General features: G+C 33.9%; 26 protein-coding genes and 2 pseudogenes. 4 read left to right on the forward strand and 24 right to left on the reverse strand.

Features of this window, described 5'->3' with window-relative positions:
• The 6 genes from WAX74_RS21080 to WAX74_RS20055 all read right to left on the reverse strand — a co-directional run.
• On the reverse strand, window positions 1-147 hold a 147-nt coding region (locus tag WAX74_RS21080), incomplete at its 3' end, for a transposase (RefSeq protein WP_413788989.1).
• 323 nt (window positions 148-470) lie between these two features.
• Entirely contained in the window at window positions 471-1559 is a 1089-nt protein-coding gene (locus tag WAX74_RS20035; protein ID WP_336499419.1) for a YheC/YheD family endospore coat-associated protein, read from the reverse strand.
• A gap of 518 nt (window positions 1560-2077) precedes the next feature.
• On the reverse strand, window positions 2078-2473 hold the full coding sequence (locus WAX74_RS20040; RefSeq protein WP_336499420.1) for a peptidylprolyl isomerase: 396 nt from the start codon (window positions 2471-2473) through the stop codon (window positions 2078-2080).
• A 347-nt stretch (window positions 2474-2820) separates the two neighbouring features.
• Window positions 2821-3165, reverse strand: coding sequence for a hypothetical protein (locus WAX74_RS20045; RefSeq protein WP_336499421.1), 345 nt, complete (start codon window positions 3163-3165; stop codon window positions 2821-2823).
• A gap of 121 nt (window positions 3166-3286) precedes the next feature.
• Window positions 3287-3715, reverse strand: a complete 429-nt coding sequence (locus tag WAX74_RS20050) for a hypothetical protein (RefSeq protein WP_336499422.1) — start codon at window positions 3713-3715, stop codon at window positions 3287-3289.
• Between the two features lie 114 nt (window positions 3716-3829).
• The gene (locus tag WAX74_RS20055) at window positions 3830-4318 is read right to left on the reverse strand and encodes a hypothetical protein (protein WP_336499423.1); all 489 of its coding nucleotides are present in this window, start codon (window positions 4316-4318) and stop codon (window positions 3830-3832) included.
• A 493-nt stretch (window positions 4319-4811) separates the two neighbouring features.
• Between WAX74_RS20055 and WAX74_RS20060 the strand changes: the two are divergent.
• Window positions 4812-6344: pseudogene (locus tag WAX74_RS20060) on the forward strand (IS1182 family transposase); the annotation flags it as partial.
• Window positions 6345-6475: 131 nt separating this feature from the next.
• On the opposite strand, the gene WAX74_RS20065 reads toward WAX74_RS20060, so the two are convergent.
• From WAX74_RS20065 to WAX74_RS20080, 4 genes and pseudogenes are all read right to left on the reverse strand, one after another.
• Window positions 6476-7300, reverse strand: a complete 825-nt coding sequence (locus tag WAX74_RS20065; protein ID WP_158176608.1) for an alpha/beta fold hydrolase — start codon at window positions 7298-7300, stop codon at window positions 6476-6478.
• Between the two features lie 97 nt (window positions 7301-7397).
• Window positions 7398-7469 (reverse strand): annotated as a pseudogene (locus tag WAX74_RS20070) (VOC family protein); the annotation flags it as partial.
• Between the two features lie 34 nt (window positions 7470-7503).
• Window positions 7504-7836: a putative quinol monooxygenase gene (locus WAX74_RS20075; protein ID WP_336499424.1), complete on the reverse strand. Its 333-nt coding sequence runs from the start codon at window positions 7834-7836 to the stop codon at window positions 7504-7506.
• Between the two features lie 99 nt (window positions 7837-7935).
• A complete protein-coding gene (locus tag WAX74_RS20080; RefSeq protein ID WP_336499425.1) occupies window positions 7936-8682 on the reverse strand; it encodes an SDR family NAD(P)-dependent oxidoreductase in 747 nt (248 codons plus the stop codon).
• A gap of 168 nt (window positions 8683-8850) precedes the next feature.
• Between WAX74_RS20080 and WAX74_RS20085 the strand changes: the two genes are divergently transcribed.
• Entirely contained in the window at window positions 8851-9207 is a 357-nt protein-coding gene (locus WAX74_RS20085) for a winged helix-turn-helix transcriptional regulator (RefSeq protein ID WP_336499426.1), read from the forward strand.
• A 638-nt stretch (window positions 9208-9845) separates the two neighbouring features.
• Here the strand turns inward: WAX74_RS20085 and WAX74_RS20090 are convergent.
• Window positions 9846-10283 carry a hypothetical protein gene (locus tag WAX74_RS20090; protein ID WP_336499427.1) on the reverse strand — a complete coding sequence of 146 codons (438 nt, stop codon included), beginning with the start codon at window positions 10281-10283 and terminating at the stop codon, window positions 9846-9848.
• Between the two features lie 630 nt (window positions 10284-10913).
• On the opposite strand from WAX74_RS20090, the gene WAX74_RS20095 reads away from it, so the two are divergent.
• Window positions 10914-12014, forward strand: a complete 1101-nt coding sequence (locus tag WAX74_RS20095; protein WP_336499428.1) for a hypothetical protein — start codon at window positions 10914-10916, stop codon at window positions 12012-12014.
• Between the two features lie 16 nt (window positions 12015-12030).
• Complete coding sequence (locus tag WAX74_RS20100; RefSeq protein ID WP_336499429.1) at window positions 12031-13125, forward strand: DUF4238 domain-containing protein; 1095 nt, start codon at window positions 12031-12033, stop codon at window positions 13123-13125.
• A 103-nt stretch (window positions 13126-13228) separates the two neighbouring features.
• On the opposite strand, the gene WAX74_RS20105 is transcribed toward WAX74_RS20100, so the two are convergent.
• From WAX74_RS20105 to WAX74_RS20165, 13 genes are all read right to left on the reverse strand, one after another.
• A complete protein-coding gene (locus WAX74_RS20105; RefSeq protein WP_336499430.1) occupies window positions 13229-13414 on the reverse strand; it encodes a hypothetical protein in 186 nt (61 codons plus the stop codon).
• Between the two features lie 40 nt (window positions 13415-13454).
• A complete protein-coding gene (locus tag WAX74_RS20110) occupies window positions 13455-13766 on the reverse strand; it encodes a hypothetical protein (RefSeq protein ID WP_336499431.1) in 312 nt (103 codons plus the stop codon).
• Between the two features lie 186 nt (window positions 13767-13952).
• Window positions 13953-14165: a DUF6366 family protein gene (locus WAX74_RS20115; RefSeq protein WP_336499432.1), complete on the reverse strand. Its 213-nt coding sequence runs from the start codon at window positions 14163-14165 to the stop codon at window positions 13953-13955.
• A 146-nt stretch (window positions 14166-14311) separates the two neighbouring features.
• On the reverse strand, window positions 14312-14887 hold the full coding sequence (locus WAX74_RS20120) for a tetratricopeptide repeat protein (protein WP_336499433.1): 576 nt from the start codon (window positions 14885-14887) through the stop codon (window positions 14312-14314).
• Between the two features lie 118 nt (window positions 14888-15005).
• Window positions 15006-15353: a hypothetical protein gene (locus WAX74_RS20125; RefSeq protein WP_336499434.1), complete on the reverse strand. Its 348-nt coding sequence runs from the start codon at window positions 15351-15353 to the stop codon at window positions 15006-15008.
• 233 nt (window positions 15354-15586) lie between these two features.
• A complete protein-coding gene (locus WAX74_RS20130; protein ID WP_336499435.1) occupies window positions 15587-15802 on the reverse strand; it encodes a hypothetical protein in 216 nt (71 codons plus the stop codon).
• 219 nt (window positions 15803-16021) lie between these two features.
• Entirely contained in the window at window positions 16022-16390 is a 369-nt protein-coding gene (locus WAX74_RS20135; protein WP_336499436.1) for a topoisomerase, read from the reverse strand.
• A gap of 240 nt (window positions 16391-16630) precedes the next feature.
• Complete coding sequence (locus WAX74_RS20140; RefSeq protein ID WP_336499437.1) at window positions 16631-17602, reverse strand: anti sigma factor C-terminal domain-containing protein; 972 nt, start codon at window positions 17600-17602, stop codon at window positions 16631-16633.
• Window positions 17586-18098 (reverse strand): RNA polymerase sigma factor, encoded by a 513-nt coding sequence (locus tag WAX74_RS20145; protein WP_336499438.1) that lies wholly within the window; start codon window positions 18096-18098, stop codon window positions 17586-17588. Before WAX74_RS20145 ends, WAX74_RS20140 begins: the two co-directional genes overlap by 17 nt.
• A gap of 452 nt (window positions 18099-18550) precedes the next feature.
• Window positions 18551-18976, reverse strand: a complete 426-nt coding sequence (locus WAX74_RS20150; RefSeq protein ID WP_336499442.1) for a hypothetical protein — start codon at window positions 18974-18976, stop codon at window positions 18551-18553.
• Between the two features lie 207 nt (window positions 18977-19183).
• A complete protein-coding gene (locus WAX74_RS20155; protein WP_336499439.1) occupies window positions 19184-19876 on the reverse strand; it encodes a hypothetical protein in 693 nt (230 codons plus the stop codon).
• A 290-nt stretch (window positions 19877-20166) separates the two neighbouring features.
• Entirely contained in the window at window positions 20167-21045 is an 879-nt protein-coding gene (locus WAX74_RS20160; protein WP_336499440.1) for a hypothetical protein, read from the reverse strand.
• Window positions 21046-21179: 134 nt separating this feature from the next.
• Window positions 21180-21614, reverse strand: coding sequence for a hypothetical protein (locus tag WAX74_RS20165; RefSeq protein WP_336499441.1), 435 nt, complete (start codon window positions 21612-21614; stop codon window positions 21180-21182).
• Window positions 21615-21858: the final 244 nt, after the last annotated feature.

A 21858-nucleotide genomic window follows, 5' to 3' on the forward strand; every position in this document is an offset into this window, starting at 1 on the left:
TCCAAAAGCTTTATAAGCCCTAACCCAATGTTTGATTGGCGTTGAAGATGGAATACCATGTTTTTGTGCTAATAATAAGTATCCCAGGTGTCCTTTTAAATACTCTTGAACAATCTTTAATTTAAAACCTTGGCTATATTTCGCCATATAAAAACACCCCAAAGGTTAGATTTATTACTCTAACTTTTGGGGCGCAGCACCCGACATGATGGTCTTCTTTAACTAAAGCACCCGTTAGTTCAATAATAACGCTCTAAGAATTTTTATTTATTTAAGTTACTCATAAATAATTTCTTATTCTTATAAACAATGGAACTTACTTATGCACTACAATAATCCATCCAAAAAATTTCATTAGTAGAAACACGCTTCCCTGAATAATACGTTTTATCCCACGTAAAAACACCTTCGTTAAATGCACTTGTGTTAAGTGTGCCGTTTTCGGAGGTGACTTATTTTTTCTTATTAATTCAGGTTAGCCCATCGTCATGTATTTTTTTATTATTTCTTTGACTATCTTCAGACGAAAATTTCTTGTTATTAATGGCTAAATATTTGGCATAATGAATCGTGTTTCTTGCTACGTCTAGTTCACAATTAAAAATCACTGGGACTCCAGGACGCCAATTTACTTCAAATAACCACAATCTTTGGTTCTCATCGATTCCAACGTCGATTCCTAGTTCATCGAATGAGACACCATCGTATAAAGTATCAAAATGGGTAGCAAAGCTTAAGGAGAAGTGCTCAAGCGTTTTTTTGACATTGAACCAATCATCATTAAACTCTTTTTGTAAAAAATGATTAGTATAAGCAGTATAACCGCCACTACTTAAATTTGATGTAATGCTTTTCAATGGTCCTATACGAGGGTAAATGGATGTTATGACCCATCTGCCTTCTCCATTTTTTTGAACATGCAATCGGAAGTCGTATACATGGCCAGATTTTAGCTGGCATGAAATAAACCTTTGAACTAAATATTCTTGTTCTTGGATTTTAAGTAATGCCAAGTCCAGCAACTCTTGTTTCTTATAAATTGAGATTTTGCCCGCTTCATTAATTTTGAACTTTTCATCATCTTCTTTTTCAATGAAAAGGATGCCTTCGCCTTGGTGTCCAAAAACAGGTTTCATAATGACTTTTGGATATAGATTAATCATGTCCAGTAATTTTTCGACATTAGTTAATTCGAGTGCTGGAATCAAGTATTGTTTAAATTCCTTTCCTTTCTTAATCCGTTTATAGACACTCAATTTATCTCCAATTGAATGACTTGTAAATGGAATCCTCTCAGATAAATAATCTATAATTTTCTCTGCTTTTTCATTCAAGGGATAACTTGAATTATAAATAACATCGGGATACGGGTATTCCTTGTTCATCCACACACCATTTTCATAGTATTTTCCGATAATTGTTTCTTTTTCAATATCAACTTTACCCGGCGTGAAGTAAAAAAATTCCATACCTTCAGCTTTAGCCACAACTGAATAGGCATAGGCTTTATTTACTTTCTGAGGATCTTTCCTATGATGCAACATACCAATTAAGGTCATATTTCCCTCGACTCTCCTTATAAATAATCCATTCTAAGCAAATTATTAAAAAGTGTTGTTTGCGTTTTTGTTCGTTTTAAAGGGCTATGAATAAAAACCCGAAAAACCTATTAAGTTATTAACTTCTTACCATTTACTTAAAATTTTATGAATTAAGAATTAGTTGTTGGTGTTCAAAGTTTTTTCAATTCCATACATAGTATGTTTTTTTAAAAATAATTAAAACCTTTGAAGGGTTTTAATTAGCGAGGTCCTTTAAAAAAAGTCTACTACGTGTTAATAAGTATTGTTTTTGTAGAAACTTAAAAGGAATACTTGGGAAGTGTTAACGGTAAATCGCAAGACCGTAAGGTCGAGAATACAAGGAGTTGATACGTAAAGGGATATTCCAACCTCTTGCCTAATGGTAACTCCTTGTTCAACTAAACTGCTGCGTTAGTTCAATAAAGAAGCCAGCTTTACAGGTAGCCATTTGTTTAACTAAAGCACCCGTTAGTTAAATTAATAATATTTTCCCTTTATAAATCAATGATGTTATCAAAAGATGTAACTTTTCCGTTAATTAAAACCTTAACTTTTACATTTCCAGGATTCATTTTAAATATATACTGTTTTAATTCCGTATTTTCTTGATTTTCACTATTAAATTTTATATTTAGTATACTATCAATTACTTCAAATTCAGTAAGTGTAAGCGTTTCTGTCGATTGAAAAATAATATAAGCATTCATGCCCTTTTTAATGAGTTGTAATTGATGTTCCGTATTAATCACGTTTTGAACTTTTTCAGGAATATCGAAAGTTTGATCAATACTTACACTTGATGAATTACACGCTGATAATATTAATGTGAAGAATAGTATTAGATAAAATAATTTTTTTATAGTTATCACTCTCCATAAGAATTCTTGCAATTTTTTAGTTCTCTTCTTGAACTAAACTGCCGCGTTAGTTCAATAAGAAACCGTTTATAACTTTTAAAACTTTTATAACTTTCTTTAACTAACCCTCCCTTTTCTACGTTTGAAACGAATTGAGGTTCCATATTTCGCAATTCTTCTATTTCTATTGAACAAAATTCATTTTCTTCTTCAACTAACCTGCTGCGTTAGTCTAAGTGGAACATTTCACAATGGATTTCTGAGATCTACTTGATATTTCGGATAAAAAATAGACCATCGATATATGATGATCTTGTTTAACTAAAGCACCCGTTAGTTCAATAAGGAATTTCAATTTAACTCCGAAACTTTTCCTAAGTTCATTCAATTTTTTTTATATATGCTTTGTATAACTTGTCATTAACTTTGATTGCTATTGCCTCTTCGATATTTATATCCTTTATTTCAAAAACTTTACTCGGACTTTTATATGGGTTTTGGTCTTCAGAGTAAGACACAATTGCTTGAATTTGAGTAATTTTTCCTATTTGTTTTTCAACTACGTTAGTAGCTAAAACTTCATCGGTCATTAGATATGTTAAGTTGTATATTTTAATTTTGGCTGGGGTAGTATTAGTAAATTCAGCACTGCTTAATTTGTTCGTATTACATCCTGAAAGTAAAATAGAAACAAAAATTAAACCTATTATTATTGCTTTCTTCAATGTACTCACCCCTTTAACATACAATTAAAAACATCTTGTTATTGAACTAACCTTCTTACTTTAGTTCAATAAGAAAAAAGGCTTTCCTCTTTCTTGAAGTAAAGCACCCGTTAGTGAAAAATCATAATACAGGCTTACTAATTTTTTTCGTGGAATTCTTTAAAATCTTGAAGAAATCACTATCATTTTCGACTGTATAGTATTCGTGCGTTTCATCGTGCGTATCAATGATACAAAGTAATTTTTTATCTGAATCAATATACATTGCATATCCTGTATTAAATGTAATATTGATTCGGTAATCGTAATCACTTGAAATATCTGTTACTCTTTTAAATTTAGCATTTTTAAAGGCATCTATAAGTTCCTGTTGCGTTTCTTCTTGAATTTCAATTGATGTGAATATATCCTCTGTTTCTACATCGATACTTTCAATGCTTACAAATGGGTTTTCTGCATTTAAATCAGCATAATCCCCTAATACATCTGATGCGGAATAAGTCCTATTAGCAAAGAAAATGATCCCCACCATAATAAGCAATAAAGCCACAATTATGATTCCTCTTTTTTTGAAATTTCGCAATATTCTCTCCGTATTGACACCTTCTTTTTTTATTCTTATTCAACTAAACTGCTGCGTTATTTAAACAAGAAAAACCAAGCATTAGTCTTTAAAGTTTATATTGTCTCCTATAAAATAATCTTTGGTCTGTGTCTCTTCGTCTGCTTCCCACTCAATATGAATACGAGCTTCTTTAAAAATCTTTTTAACTTCTGCCTCGCTTAATCCTTTTGAATAAAAGATCAATTCGTAATGGTATTTAGCAAAGTTCTCCTCAATATTATCTTGTGAAGTACTGTCCCCTCCCCAATACCGTTCTAATCCATCATACTCTTTAAGCAAAGTTCTCCAATCATTAAACATTTCAATTTTTCTTTTCACCCCATCACCATGCTCCATAGAAAAATCGAAAGCAAGTTTTTTAAAGTCCTTTTGGTTTGATTCACCGTACTCATTTGTTCGTCCTAAACCATTAAATTCCTCAGCCGTAACATTCGAAATAATCGTATTAACTTGGATATCGGGGTCTGTATTATTGCAAGCAGTTAATATGTAACAAAGCCCAATTAATAAGAATAAAATTCTTTTCAAATAAATCCCCCTTGAATAATTTACATATATTAACTTATTCAACACCACTATTAATATCCCTTCTTATTGAACTAACCTGCCCCGTTAGTTCAATAAGAGAAAGCTACCCTTACAGGCAACCACTTGTTTAACTAAAGCACCCGTTAGTTTAAGTGAAATTATTCACATTGTCATAAATTTTAAACCTTAAAAATGGATGGGGCTGTCCCAAAAGTCATTAAAAAATGACTTTGGTGGCAGCCTTTTTTCTACTTATAAATACAAAAAAATCGTCCTCTATTATAAAATGAAGTTACCACACAACACTTTAATAGGAGGACGATTTTCTATGAGTAATCAAATGATCACTACCCAAAATTATACCATCGAACAGACTTCTCTTCCATTATCAATTGAGGAAAAACCATTCCAACCTAAGACGGATGTGGATTCCTCAAATACAGACCGCAACCACTTCAAACCAGTGTTTATCCCTTACAACAACCAACAAGGCATGGCTATCTTCGACCTTCAGGGATTGATCCCTGAACATCATGTTGCCCGTGTCATCGACCGCATGGTCGAGTCCATTGAGGATAATATTTTTTACCAACACTATAAAGGCGGTGGACGAAGCTCCTATCATCCGAAAATGATGGTGAAGGTGCTTTTGTATGCCTATTCCCAGAAGGTCTATTCCTGCCGGGAGATTGCGAAGCTGCTGGAGGAGAACATTCCAGCCATGTGGCTCGCGGCGATGCAAAAACCCGACTACCGGACAATCAATCGTTTTCGAACCCACCAGATGGCGGAACTTTTGCCTTCCCTTTTTGAGGAGATGATTCTCAAACTGATGGAGGAAAAGTTCATCACCCTGGAAAACTACTTCCTCGACGGTACGAAAATTGAGGCCAATGCCAATAAACATACGTATGTTTGGAAAAAAGCTATCAATAAAAATGAAACGAAGCTTTTGGCGAAAATCGAGGAAATGTACCAACAGATCCAGTCCGTTGCGAATCGGGAGAATGAAGACCTCCACACGGAGGAGTCTAAGAAAGAATTAACGGTTGAGCAAAAGCTTCAAATGATCGAATCCGTCCTGGAGGAGGAAGTCGAACGGAAAAAGGTAGATTGGGAAACGGAGACCGAAAAGGAAGTCAGGAAGGAAAAGCGGCGTGTACTTGGAGGATTGAAAAAGTCATTGAAACTTGTCCGGGAGAACTTCATCCCCCGCTATCTGAAATACCAACACCAAAAAGAACTACTCGGCGACCGTAACAGTTATTCCAAAACCAATCCCGATGCAACTTTCATGCGGATGAAGGATGACCATATGAAGAATGGTCAGCTCAAGCCCGGTTATAATGTTCAGATGGCCACTGAAAATCAATTCATCCTGTTCTATTCGGTCCATCAACGTCCGACTGATACACGTTGCCTGATCCCGCATCTTGAAGCCTACCGGCAAACAAACCTTCCTATGCCAAAGAGAGTGGTTGCCGATGCAGGTTACGGCAGCGAAGAAAACTATCGCTACTTGATTGGGGACAGCGAGACAGAACCGATTGCCGAATTCCTCATTCCGTACAATACATATTTGAAGGAAAAAACAAAGGGCTATCGGAACAATCCATACAATGCAAAGAATTGGGATTATGTAGAAGAGGACGACTTGTTCATTTGTCCGAACGGCCGCCGTGTTCCCTTCAAGAAGTACATGAAGAAAAAGAATGCCTCCGGCTTTGTACAGGACTTCAAAATCTACGAATGTGAAGACTGTAGTGATTGTCCACTGAAGGCCTTGTGCACAAAGGCGAAGGGGAACCGGCAGGTTCACTGGAACCCAGTTTATGAAGAATTAACAGAGACGGCAAAGATAGCCCTTGAAGATGAAACCCTTAAACATGTCTATTCCCGCAGAAAGATTGAAGCGGAGACAGTTTTTGGAAATCTCAAGGGCAATTTGGCGTTCCGTCAATTCCTGCTTCGGGGACTTGAAAAGGTCCAAACGGAATTTGGCATACTGGCAATGTCCCATAACTTGCTGAAAGTGGTGGGCCTATTGTGCAGAAACCACCTTATAAAACGAAAAATCAAAAAAGAAGGTGGAGAAAAACGATTTATTTTTCTCCACCTTCTTCATTTTAGGGACTTTTTAGACAGCCCCTTCATTATTTATGAATTCACCATAGAACTTGCAAGTTCTTCAATTACTTTTGCTGTTTTTACTACATCTTCCGCAACTAATAAGTGCGTGCAGTTTTCAAACGGAATCACTTCAGAATTCGGAATCTGTTCCTTCATGTATTCCGCTGTTTCTTTTGAGTAAAGTGTACTCTTTTCTCCATACACAATTTGTGTTGGTACAGTGATTTGTGGTAACACGTCACGATAATCGCCAACTGCCATCGCATGCCACATTGCCGCTAATACATGAGGGGTATTGCCGTTGACTACTAAATTGAGCTGCTCTTCCATCATTTCACCAGTCAAGTATGGGACGGTCACTTTAAAGAAAGGCTTTGCGAATTCCATCAAGCTATCATTGATCACTGTCAAATCATTCAATGAGTCTTCCCGCGTATATTTACCGTGATAAAGACCTAAATTCCAATCCTCTTCATTGACTAATTTTGGTGTCATGTCGAACAACGATACGGCCTTCAATCTGGATACACCGAAGTTTTTTACATACTCGAATGTCGTAGAAACCCCCATCGAGTGTCCAACTAATGTGACATTCATCAAGTTAAGATGCTCCATTAGTTCTTCCAAATCGGAAGCGAATCTCTTCAATGTCAAACCATGCTCCGGGCGATCAGAAGCGCCATGTCCTCTCAAATCAAAAGACACTACATTGAACTTTTTGCTCAATTCTTCAAATGGTTGATCGAATGCTGTATGATCCGATGACCAGCCATGGACGAGCACAATCGGTTGTCCTTCTCCTTTTTGCTGATAATACAATTTGACGCCGTCACTTGTTTCGAAAAATGCCATGATGCTTTCCTCCTTCTAGTAGGTCTCAACATAAAGTTGTTGTTAAATTGTTTATAAAAACCCTTTATTGCATAACTTTTTCTACCATAAATAAAGTTTACTCCTGCATTATCTGAATAAGGTTGCCGCATGTATCGTCGAAGACAGCTATTGTGACTTCGCCCATTTGTACAGCTGTAGATGCTATTTCTCATTTATAAAAATTAATATGCATTCGTTATATGACTTCCCCATTCACGGTTAGGTTGCAACCAGCTAACGCTTCTTTCCAGAATTAAATCATCCAGTCTTACTTCGTAATCCTTGCGGTATGGTTTAATAAATTCTTCCGCAAGCCAGCTATCTCTCGTGCCTTGCCATGTTTCATAAATAATCAAGTCATCCGGCTGATCCAGATCGTCCGATACAATGGCGCTAATGAAGGCCTTCTCGGATGACATCTCCTCAATAAGGGAAGATAGCTCCTTGCGGAATTCTTCTTTTTTCCCTGGTTTAGCTTTGAATCGAATATTCAGTTGAACTTGTTGATTGGTCATATTGACTCCTCCTATAAATTTTATATTTTGCGGCGATTCCGTTACACCATTCCCCATTAACCTTTTTTCGGGACTATTTGTAATTTCTGCGCAGTGAAATTAAACCTGTGCTAGCCCGCCATCTACGAATAATTCAGCACCCGTCAAGTAACTGCTTTCGTCTGAAGCAAGGAAAGATACAACGTTTGCTACTTCTTCAGGTGTCCCAACTTTTCCAGCGGGAACAGTATTTCTGCTATTTTCCAGTACCTCTTCAAGTGCATCACCAAAAAGCTCATCGTATGCAGGTGTAAGAATACTTCCTGGACAAACCACATTTACACGGATTTCAGTACCTTTTAGGTCAAGAATCCAGTTGCGAACTAGTGCTCTTAATGCTGCTTTAGATGCTCCATATACACTAAACGCTGGGTTGCCAATTGATCCAGCAGTAGAGCCCGTTACAATAATAGAACCTACTTTGTCCGGGAATAGTGATAACGCTTTTTGAACAGTAAAGATGGTTCCTTTAACGTTAATGTCGAACGTTCTATCAACCTGCTCTTCAGTAATTTCACCTAGCGGAAGGAAGTTGCCGGTGCCTGCATTAGCAAAAAGAATGTCCAACTTACCTTTTTCCTGCTTTATAATGTCATATAGTTTGTCTAAGTCTTCAAGCTTAGAAATATCACCTTGAACACCGGTTACGTTCTTGCCAATTTGGTTAACAGCTTTATCAAGTTCGTTTTGTCTACGTCCCGTGATATAAACATATGCACCTTCGTTTACAAATTTTTGTGCTGTAGCAAGACCAATCCCACTTGTTCCACCCGTTACAAGCGCTATTTTACCTTCAAATTTACCCATACTTAACACTCCTTTAGAATTAATTTTATTTTATGTCTAATACCTTTAAGTACTTGAAGAACAACTTACAAGATATAGTATCCTTCAGTAAGCACATTAACGGAAGTACCCACTTTTTTGTGATATAGTAACTAAAAAGTAATAAATGTGGAATGGAGAGGTTTAGACTTGAAAAAATTTAGTTGTGGTTTTGAAGTGACAAAGGAAGTTATTGGCGGAAAATGGAAAGGTCTTGTATTATACCTTTTAATGAATGGACCAAAGAGAACGAGTGAATTAAAGCGCATTGTCCCAAATATAACTCAGAAAATGCTGATTCAAACACTTAGAGAGCTTGAAGACAGTGGACTTGTGAGCAGAAAGATGTATAATCAAGTACCACCGAAGGTTGAATATTCATCCACTGAACTTGGAGAATCTCTTAAACCTATCTTGCAGGAGCTCTGTCAATGGGGAAGCCATTATGCGGAGCAAGAGTATGCAGAAGGTGAATTTGAAATCGCACAACCAGAAGAGGCTTCTTAATGAGGAAACCAACTTATAACACCTTATATGTAAGGTATTTTATTGTTGTACTAAGATTTGGCCATTTTAATTCGAAGTAGATGGCCTCGACTGATTCTTTAAGACCATTAAAGCTTCCTTAATGTAGTTAAAAACGGGGGTAGCGTCCTTGGAATCTACTTACGTTGAAATCCGAATTTTCCTGACGCTAACCTATTTATTGTAGGGATTCTGCCCTGTTGTAACATAAGTAGAACTTCTTTACTTTTTACTACAGGATTACTGGCACGACTATTAGAACAGAAAACAGTTACCATCGTATTACCTCCTGTACGGTTATCATTCATAGGATCACGTGTATATTATTTACCTCTTTTTAAAATGTATAACTGGACTCTGAAAAAACTTGTTATCTGCAAAAAAAAGGAATGCCCGATTGAACACAAGTTAAACAACACTCTTCGACTAACCTGCTGCGTTAGTTTGAGTGTACCATTTCACAATGGATTTCTGAGTTCTACTTGATGTTTCGGATAAAAAAAGACCATCGAAATGATGATCCAGTCTAACTAAAGCACCCGTTAGTTTAATAAGGTTAAGAAAATAATGAAGATTATTGTTCAATCAATATGACAGTAAAAACTTTATAAAAACGGTAATTATTCTTCTAAAACTTCTAAATGTAATAGGTCGCTTTTTAATTCATTTTGAGATGAATAGCCTGTTTGGATAATATTATCTTTATTACGAGCAAAATATTTATATTCTACTTCTGGTTCAGTATCAAAAATTACACCTATGTGATATGGATTCATGTGTTCATAGCCGTCCTCACGATGTGGCACTGTCCAATATCCCCACGTTTCCCCAGGGTACTGTTCTTCCAAATGCATCTGTATATAACCTACTTTTTTTTCAATTTGCATATCAATCCAATATGGGCGTACGAAATAAAAGATTCCAAAAGACACCAAATATAAAATAGCTAATCCCTGAACAATTTTCCTCCATTTTCCTTTCAAAATGAAAGAAACCAATAGAATAACAAATAAAATTCCACCGACTATCATAAATTCAATTAATTCATTTGGATGCAATGAATACCCCCCTTTTTATTGAATCAGTTCATAAGTTTCTTCTTCAACTAACCTGCCTCGTTAGTTTAACAACTTTATCATGTCTAAATCATGCACCTATTGATTCTTTTAGTCTAGTTTCAATTGAATTGATTACACCTCGTACAATTTATCTTCGTTCCCATCACAAGTGGCGATTCTAAATTAGGGCACGTTTTGCTAGACGCGAATTACAAGTTGCTGGTCTTGTTGAACAACTAGAAGCCAATACCTATCGTATAACAGATTTAGGAATAAAGGTCTTAAAGCAATTCCCCTACAATGCAACTATGTCTATAATAAGCAAATTCATTAAGAGAATAGCCATTATTGATGGTGTTGAAGAAAGAATACAGAGATTTTTGAAGAGATAGATGAAAGTATTTTTTACCATATTAAAATATCACCTTTGTTATAATATAGACAGTTCCTAACCATTATTGATAGTGATAAACAAAGGGGTGTGTGGCTATGTCTATAAAGTATATTTTAATCAAATCTAGTTTTTCACCTAGAAAAATTTCTATGAATGATTTTCAAAAACTTACTAATATGTTGCCTGATAAACGAAAGCCTTTAAGGTTTTCAGAAGGTTTTGTATTGCAAAAAGACATGTTTAATAAATGGAATACTATGATGGCTGTTCCTGAGCATTTTAGAAGAGTACAGGTTGATTTTCGAAAAGTCCAAGAGTTGAATGCAGGTAGATCCTTGCAAGAAGTTATAAATGCAACTAAAAGTATCTCTACAGTAAGTAATATGAACTTATTGACCGTTCAATCTGTGCAACGTGTATTAGAGCCAACAAATTTCAATATACCAAATATACATCAGAATATTTCTCACTCTGTAACGGCACTATCTGATGCACTTCAATCCTTTAATGACATTTCGAGTGTCACAAGGAATGCACAAAATATCATTAATTCAGTATCTTTGATAACACCTGCAACGCAAGCCACTAAAAGTTATCTGGAAACAATGCAATCTCTGCAATCTTTGAAAGATAGTTGGAGCCGGTCATTTAAAACGATATTAAAAAATTTAGATGAATCCAATCAATCTTATCGTGAAAACCAGTATGATCTTGTGACATTGGCACAAAAAAGCCAGTGGTTTCTATATGAAGAATTAATTGATCGATATTTAGAAGAGCAAAGTGAGAGTCAAGTTACTGATTTGAATGAAGAATTAGTTGTCGATTATGTTTCACACCATTTAGATGAATGTATTACAGATATTATCAACTCCCCATGTTATGCTACACAAAAGAAAGTTATTGAACAGAGTTTCCATGCTTATTCAATTGGTCATTATGAAACGGCAATTTTCCCATTGTTCGGTGCATTTGATAATGTCATAAGTCGTTGGGCAACAGGACTATTAACTAACCCATATGAGCACCAAAAAGTCTATATAACTAGCTTCAGAAGAATATTAAAAAGAAACATAAGAGATAAAGCGGAATTAGTTGAAAATATACAAAGTATTAACTTGTTAAAGGTATTAACCGTTATAAATGCTTATATAGATCTATTCGACAATAATCCGTCTAATTCTGCTAAAATTAATCGAAATGCTATTCTTCACGGTAGTTTTAACTATGAGTTACTAACCAAAGAAAGCTACTTGAAAATGATTGTATTGCTTAAATCAGCTTTAGTATTGTTAGAGGTTTCACCTTCAGAACTAGACATTAATATTTCTAAATAGAGACGGAGACGATAATATGAAAGAATTTGATCCTAATTGGACCACGATTTCAGAAAAACATCATCTTGTACCGAACACATATTTAAAAGGGTGGCAACATAAAGACTCCTATGTTTATTATATCGATAAAAATGAAAATAATATTGACTTCGCTAATCCAGACCAGAGTAAAAATACACGGAAAATTGTTCGAACAAGTAATTTTTATTCGAGAAGAGTAGGCGCTTTATTCCAAAGTAAGTTAGATTGTGACAAATACTTTGCCCCTTTAAGATTACATGGATATAAAGTTAAAATTGACGGTTTAGAGGTCTCAGATTCTATTAGACTGAATAACAGCTTTTTAGACGAGTTTGATTTATGGAGTGTTTATGATACCAATGACAACTTAATTTCAGAGGATGAAAAGCAATCTTTAAAAGAAGAGATTAAGTCTATTCATATTCGAGACTTAGAAGAAGCATGGAATCAAATTTTTGAAAATACTTGGTTTGACGTACGAAATGACATCTTAACAGAAGTAAATAAAAATAAGAAAGTCAATAAAATACCAGCTGTCAGACGTGAAGAATTAGTTGGATTTATGGTGTCTATGGAATGGAGAACAGAACCTGCCCAACCAATATTAAAAAATATGTTCAACGAATTAATACGATTACTTGGTATTGAAGAATTTTTAAATGATCCTATTCCGGAAGAGAAAAAAATGTATCCTTTTATCAATACTTACGGAGAAAATTATTTACATAATATATTGCTTAGTATGTATCATCAATTATTCAATAAAAAAGGACCAATTTATGAAGAAATTCAATATATTTTAAATAACATGAATCTAGAACTTTTTGTTCCTGAAATTGGTTGTGAGTTTATCACTACAGACAATCCAGTTTGTCGTTTTCAGAATGATCGAGATCAAACAGAATATCTTTTTCCTATAAGTCCTGATTTAGCGTGTGCTGTGCGAAAAGGTAGTCCAGTCGATAAAAATCATTATTTCTTAAATACTCTTAGCAAAGATGAAGTATTTGCGTATAATGAACAGTTAAAAAAAGATTGTAACAAGGGCTATATACTTGGTCAGCCATCAAAGAAGCCATATTTTAAATAATAGCGATTTAGAGACTTCGGTTCGCTCGTGGTTTTCTATTAGAGACAAAAAAAGCGACCAACTCAATTAAGAGGCGGTTGCTTTTATTTTGGTCTTGATTTTTTCACATCTTTTTCTCCTTAATCCACGAATAAATTCGATATGTCCCAAAGATAACTTTATAATCGTTTTCATCGTCAATACGCTTTTGAACTTCAATTCTTTGTTCTTCATTCGCTATTTCATTTGAACAACGTGCGACCATTAAAAATAAAACAACAAAAATAAAAAACGATTTTCGAGTTTTCAAAATATCCCCCAATAAACTTGTCGGACACTAATCAACTTAATCATTTAATTTCCTTAGATGATGCGTCTCTTTCAATTTTCTTTGTTTTTATAAATGAATTCAAATCTCTAAAAAAGACATAATACGCAAGCAATACTACCGCTATCATTGGATATGCAATTGCAGGGTATTTATCAAATATATAATCTCGCTGAGCAATGATGAAATATTGTACCATTATTAACAAAATTAAAGTGTGAATAACTGAAAGCAATTGTTTATGTTTTCTGAAAAACAATATAGATACTAAATATACTACATTTACTAGAACAAAAGCCCACATAGCATCGATAGCAAATAATTCACTTTCCACTATGAACACCCCTTAATAAAAAATTTACTCCTAGTTAAAGGATACCCCCTTAACCTATAAAACACCTTTAGATTTTCCTTATTGAACTAAACTGCCGCATTAGTTCAATAAGAAAAGAGAGCTGCCTAAGCAACCAACGATCTTTAACTAAAGCACCCGTTAGTTGAACAATGTAAAGTAAAATTTTTAAAAAAGTAGTTTATATAAAACATACCCAACTACTAAAACAACAATTAGTATCCCTGTTCCTTTCCAACCCATACCACCTGTTAAATCAGTTAGATTTCCAGTTTCACCTCTACTAAATCCATCTCTTAATGCACCGCCAGGATTTTTTTTTAGTTCTTGTTGTCTTAATCTTTCTCTTTTTTCTTTTGGAGTTTCTTGTCTATTATTCAAATCAAACACCCCCTATGGATTACTGTATTCTCTAATTTCTATGGGTTTACCTTCTTTTACTAACCAGCCCCGTTAGTTCAATAAGAAAAGTGAGCTGTATTATCAGCCCTACATTTTACTCAAGCACCCGTTAGCAGAACAAGGAATTATTGGATTTTTAATCTTTTCACCAATTTTAATGCTTCTTTAGTAGAACCAATTAAAGTAGTGTCTCCTTTAAATTCTCTTAGCTTTAACGCTTCTATAAAGCATTCTACAGCTTCATCTAACCTTCCCATTTCCATTAGACATTTTCCCTTGTGTTGCAAAGCAAAATCTAAGTATGTTTCTAGCTTATTGTCTTTACATTTTTTAAAAGCTTTTTCAAAATGCTCTAACGCTTCATCATGTTTTTCATAATACTTTAATGCTTCGCCAATTCGTATTAATGTTACAGTTTCTCTTGTTATGTTTCCCTCTTTTAATGCGTGACATAGGCAAATATTTAAGTAATTGAGTGCTTTCTGAGGCTCACCACAAACTCTATACAAATTACCTACTGTTCCGTAAAGAAAATACTTATCGCTTTCTTCAATATTAATTTTTAATAAATATTCCGCATCAGAAATAACTTGTTTTAATCTCAAAGGATTTGAAGTCTTTTCTCGTAGAAAATCGTTACTATCAAAATAAATAAACTCATTTACGGAAGAAAGACTTTTTTTAAAATCAACTATTCTCATATCTTATCTCCCCCAAATTAGCTATGTCATCTTAAACTAAACTGCGGCGTTAGTTCAATAAGAAAAAATGCTTTACTCCTTCTTGAAGTAAAGCACCCGTTAGTTTAAGTGAAAAAACTCACAATTCGACTCTAGAGATTATCCCGCTATACATAGCTTTCCAGCTATCGTCGTCCTGCTTATCGGCTCGATATAATTTTAGAGTACCTTTATACAAATGCCCTTCAACATCTTTAGTAAATTCGAAGAAATCGGGTTGTTGTTGTAATTCATCTAAATCGGTATAAAATAATTCAGTTTTATAAATAGGTAATCCAGAAGGTGTCTGTAAATATTCTTCCGTAGTTAAGTATGAAACACCTTGAGAATCTAAAACTGTTAATGGAGTCACTGATACAACTTCTTCTTTATCCATATCAGGTAAAGTCTCAACTTCTACTGCTTGTCCATTAGTTACATCTTCCATCTTCACTTATTTTGCTTGTACTTGTTCTTCTGCTTCCTCATTTGCACTACACCCAGCTAACACAATAGCTCCAAGTAAAATCCCCGTGTAAAGATATTTTTTCAATATTCTCACTCCTTTATATCCATTTTATCATAAGAAATCAATTGTTCTTCAACTAAACTGCCGCGTTAGTTCAATAAGAAAAAAAATCTTTACTCCTTCTTGAAGTAAAGCACCTGTTAGTGAAATACTCAAAGCAAATTAGATATCCTTAATAAGCCATATAGCATTAGTAGAAGTCCTAAATAAAACAAAGCTGTTAATCCTGTAAAAGGGTCTAAAACAAAATCAAAAAACTCACTCCACTTTTCCTTAATAGAATTAGCTTTCTTTATACTCGGTATGAAAATAAACAACGAAATAACTATACAAATAACTCCTGCAATTAAGGATAAAACACCCATCATTGAACCCACCTTGTTTTATGTTTTTAAATCTTTTTAATTGAACTCAATCCCAAAAAGTTCCTAACCGCTTCTTCAACTAAACTGCCCCGTTAGTTCAATAAGAAAAAAGGCTTTACTTATTCTTGAAGTAAAGCACCCGTTAGTTTAAGTACATTTATTCACATACTTATAAAACTACTTTATTTTTAAGGCAGTTTGTATCCTTTAAGAAATTCACTGTTAGTATTTCTCGATCTTTATTTTCATTTTTATTTTTTCTTCGCTATCTGTTACTGTTTCTGTTTCAGAAACATTCTTAATAGAATCTTCAACTATTTGTTGAATCAAAGTAGCATCAATATTTGCATCCTTCGGGAAACCTACTGAAACTGTTAATTCATCAGTACCACCATCTATCATTATTGCTAGTGAATCACTATCAAGTTCCGTCTGCTCTGTAATAGATACTATTATTTCATTTTGTAATTCAGAAAATAAGTTTCTCTGAGAAACTACTACTTCCTGCTCGCTTTCTAATACCTCGGTTGTATTACATCCAACTAACAAGATTGAACAAAATACAATTCCTGAAATCATAGCTTGTTTCATCCTTTCTAAATTCCCCTTTCAAAAATAAATTGCACATTCCACAACAATTCTCCATACGTAAGTTTGACCCGAATGTAAATTATCTCTATTGCAATTGTTATAAATTAATACAATATTAGATTTGTAATAATTCACTTGTAATATATAACATACTAACCAAATTGAAATATTTAAAGTAGGTAAGATTGAAGCAATATATCAATGTACTTGATTAAAACCAATTAAGGCAACCCACACAGTTTAATATAGGTCTGTTGTTGCCCCTAATGTAGCACCGCGAATCATAGATTCATCACTAAACTTTATTAAATCACTTGGTTTTCCTGTAACCACTACACCAATAATATTAAGGTTCTGAGGTTCTAGTTTTATTTTGCCCTGATTAGTTATGTTATTAATAATTTTCTCTGCATCACTTTGATAATCACCACCATCCTCCTTTACCATCTCTAAAATCGATATAAAGTTAGAGGCAGAATAGGTATCTGCATTTCGGTTATATGAAAAGCCATATGCACCAAAACCATGGATTGTAGCGTCTCGGAAATCCTCATATTCGTTAAACTTATTATCATTTTCTATTTCATCTTTACTAAACGTATCTACCCAATACCATGCTAATTGCTCTTTAAATATTTGGTTTACTTCCTCAATTGAGTATCCATCATTAAATGAAAAAGCCATTTCTACAACAGTGTTATCGTCAATAATATTCAGTAAAGCCCTGTCATCAAATATTTGCGTATAGTTAACTTGTGGATGAAAAAATTCAACTACTCTTTCTCCTTGATAATATAAAGGAAGTCTCTCATCCTCTTTGCTAGCTGTTCCGTAAGCACCATTAGTATTAGTCAATCTAGATGTTCCAAAAATAGTAAAGACTTTTTCCTGTTCACCCCATGGAATTGGTACTCCTCCTACATTTTTTACTATCTTCATTTTTGCCGTTGCTGAAGTTGGAGAATAATTGTATATTGTACCTTGCTCTTCGATGTTGGCGCCCATAATATCGTTCCAAGTCGAATCTAATTCGGTCTCCTTTTCCATTTTCATTATCATCACTCTATCTCCAATAATATATAGACCAGGTAAAACAATAAGACTAATAACTAATGAAATGAGCACCATTCTTATCATTGAACGTTTCTTTGCTTTTTTTACTAATTTCTCAAATTCAAGATCTTTTGGAAAAAACTCATTTTCCTTGTTCATTTTTATACCTCCTATAATGTTCTATAAATTCTTTTCTTGCCCTATGGAGAATAGTCTTAACAGATCCTTCTTTCATGCTATATAGTTCTGCTATCTCTTTTATTTTTAGTCCTGTACTATATTTCAGAAGAAGCAACTGCCTGTATTTTGGTTTTAATTTAGTTAAAATTTCATGAATATCCCTTTCTAATTCAATTTGCATGAGGGCTTTTTCAGGTGTTTCTTCCTCAAATATTTCTTGTAAGTTGAATTTCAATAATATATCTCTTCGCCTAGTTTTCTTACGGGACATATCATAATATTGATTTACTGCTACTCTAAAAAGCCAAGCTTGGGTATTATTAAACTGGACTGAGTCTATGTATTGTAAAAATTTATAAGCAGTATCTTGAATAATATCTTCTGCATCTTCCTTAGATGCACCCATTTTTATTAGGTAAGAGTAAACAAATTTTAGTATCTCATTTAGTTTTTTCCCCATCATGGAATCATTCATTTCAAACCTCCCACCTTTAAAACGTTTCAATAATAAAAAGGTTAACAAAAAAATTACAAATTTAGGTTACTTATTTCTCTTTAACATATATTTCTTTAGTTAAAAGAACTTGGCAAGAAAGCTATCGCTTCTCGCCAAATAAATTAGAAGATATTGTTTAGAAATTATATTGATTACATTTAATTAATCTTCGACAGCCACTGGCTATTTATAGCTAGTTCTGCCCTTTGTTCGTTTTACCACTATTTGTGTGTTCACTCCAATTAATCTTAAACAACCTTTATATGAATTACCAACAAATCTCTTGAACTCTTCCTCCACAATCTGGCCCGGTTGCTGAACAACAGTTAAACAACACTCTTCAACTAAACTGCCGCTTTAGTTCAATAAGAAAAAAGGCTTTACTCCTTATTGAAGTAAAGCACCCGTTAGTTCAATAAGAAAATAGCAATTTAATGGTATCGAAACCAAACAAACCATCCTTTTTCCTTACTTTTAGCTAAAAATATTTGACCTTGGGCTAAGTCAGCTCCAGGTGCTTTGGGGAATTCTAAACGTATAAGCCATGACTTTTCAGCAATTTCTTTGCCACAAAAGGTTTTTGCCATTCCAAAATAGCCTTCTTCTTCTTTATTACCAACTGTTTTAGGAAAAGGTTTGGCAGTTACTACATTCCACTTAGTATATATGTCAGGTAAATCATCTAATCCAGTTCCATAAGTTTTTGGTATTAAAGTATTTAACGCTTCTATTACCTCTTTTTTATCCTTAAGCGATATTTTCTCTAAATCACTTAATACAGGACAATTTTTAGGCTGTGCATAAGCTTCAAATGACACCAAAGTAAATAATGAGATAATTAAAATTAGTACATACATTTTTTTCAAGATAAATTCACCTCTTTTCTAATCTTCCCAAATTAGAAAGAGGTATCCATCCATCTTAAAGACCCACCGTTAGTTCAATAAGAAAAAGCTACCCTTACAGGCAGCCACTTGTTTAACTAAAGCACCTGTTAGTTTAATAAGAGGTTGGTTTAGGAAAAATTTTAGTGTGTAGACAAAAGGCATTCGAATGAATCCATTCTATTCTGATTCATCTCTGGGAATAAAATTAATCTGTTTAGCTTGATACATATTATCTTTAAAAGTATAAATAATATGAATTTCACCTATAGATCCCCCAGCAGGAGCTATTGTCAGCCCTACTATAGCCACAAATTTGTTGTCAATAACTTCAAACCTTAAAGTACTTCCAATAGCGACATTTTCAAATATATGTGATGGAACAATGTTTAATTCCCTGATATTTATTTTGTTCTTCTCCTTACCAATACTAACAATAGCTTTTGAACTACTCAATTTAGTTTTTACATTTTTGTTAATAATGGCCATTGGATTATCTACAAGTTTCTCTAATAAATCCCCGTTATTATCTACGTGAAACACATGAGGTTCTTGTATTATTACTCCAGTACCTGTATCTGTTGTTAAAACAATAACTATTTCTTTCCTACCATCATTATTAATATCACTGTAATAGAGTTTTGGATAATACGTTATATTAGGGGAATTCAGCCATCTTGGGAAAAAATAAGTTTCTCCTTTCACAGTTAGTTTGAAATTCGTTAAATCTCCTTCTTTTTCAGTGGCATACAAAGTAAGTTCAGCTTCCGGTAAATTTCCAACAACTTTTTCAGCTGTGCTTGCCTTGGTCCCCATCGGAACTAAGAGTATTATCAATGTAAATATGGCTAGTTTTTCTAATATCCTGTTCATAATTCATCCTCTTTATTGATTAGTATGTTAGAGGTATCTTTTATTATTCACTGATATTATTTCTGATTTTACCTATTTAAGTTTAACATTTAAAATGGATTTCTAAGACCTACTTGATGTTTAGGATAAATAAATAGATCATCGAAATTATGGCCATGTTTTGCCAAAGCACCCGTTAGCTTAAGTACAATCTTTCACAAAATTATTATCACTTTGATTTACTGAAATAACCCAAATAAAAAGAAGCGTTTCCTTCTCTGAAAGAAACACCCCTTTCGTAAGAACTATATTTAATCAAACGCTCGGCATTGTTTTTCGATTTCTTCTTGCGAAATATGTTTCTTTATTTTTACGTTTGTCACTTGTAACCCTGTAAGGTTAGAATCACTTATAGAGAAAGTAAGTTTATCATAATCTCCACCGTGGTGTCCTGAATAGTTTAAAGCACTGCCAAAAATGAGATGTCTCCTAGGATCTCCATCAATGGGTTCAATTCTGATTTTTGGACAGTCAAAAAATTCCGAATAAGATGGGCCCAAATGATATAAATAACGTGTAAACAATGCTTCTTCAAGTAACTCTTCTTTAGTAGGTCCGTCCACCTCTTTTCTCCACCCTACCATGAGCCAATCATAAAGAGATTGTGACTTTAATCGCACTTTTTGTCTATTCTCCGAAACGATTAATTCCCCTTCTTTAGCCGTGCAGGTTTTGCGTTTATTGTCAACTACACATGTATAAGCGGGTTCAATAGTGATCACTTCATCATTTGCCATTTTTAACGTCAATTTATTGGATGGATTATCTAAAGATACCTCGATTGTTCCATTAACTCGGTCAGAGTTATTTAGCCAGTAAACTACTTTTCTGAGTACACGTTCTTGAACACCATCATTGATACTGAATACACGCTGAAGTCCGGAATTATTTTTAACTTTAATGTTTTGAACATCATTATGCACTAATGAATGCGTCATCAATTGTTCCAAAAAAGGTTGATAATTGGTATTCTTTTTTGCTTCAGCCATTTGGCTGGCTGAATTAATTATATTTACATCAAAAAAATAATTATTAATAAAATCTTGGTTAGGTGCTTCTTGCTTCGCAAAAACAATAGTATTATTTACGAGAAATAGGATACAAAAAAGCACGTAGAGTTTTTTCGGCAATAAAGCCCACCTACCTTTTCTTTATAGGTATCTTTCCCGAATATTCTTCAACTATCCTGCGGCGTTAGTTCAATAAGAAAAGCCACCCTTACAGGCAGCCACTTGTTTAACTAAAGCACCCGTTAGTTGAAGAACTAATTTGATACACCATAAAATTTGTAGCCATCTACAATCTGAGGAAGTTCATATCTATCCAGTTCATTCCAATTTGTTCCCGATATAGTATCGATATTCGCATTTATTTCTGCAACAGTTATATTTGTTTCTCTGGTAACAAAGTAAAGATTTACTTCTTTTATTACATCCAAATTTACTTCGGAATATTTCTTAACTGCTTCCAATAATGCTTTTGTTTCAACAACAACATCTACTTGTGCCATATCATTGTCCGATGTTTCAAACATTTGAACTTCAATGTTTAGCCCTCCATCTGTAAGGTCAACTAAAATATCATAAAAACTATAATCTTCTAAGTGAACCCGTATTTTTTCTTCTTCGCTTTGGGAGCAAGCAGATAACATTAAAGTAAAAGACAATAATAATAACGTGAACAAAACATACTTTTTCATTGCTAAACCTCACATCCTTTACAATAAATAAATGAAAAAAATTAAAAGCTTTTCTTAAACTACCCTGCTTCTTTAGTTCAATAAGAAAAATGCTTTACCCCTTCTTGAAGTAAAGCACCCGTTAGCCATCCATGAAGCGCAAAATCAGCGCTTCACCACAGAGAATGAAAATGGGGAAAAACCGTACATACTGATTCTACGGCTGGGAGAGGAAGGTCGATGAACTATGGTGCGTTAGAGCCCA

Origin of the sequence: Psychrobacillus mangrovi, from assembly GCF_037104765.1 — a bacterium.
Taxonomy (GTDB): Bacteria; Bacillota; Bacilli; order Bacillales_A; family Planococcaceae; genus Psychrobacillus; species Psychrobacillus mangrovi.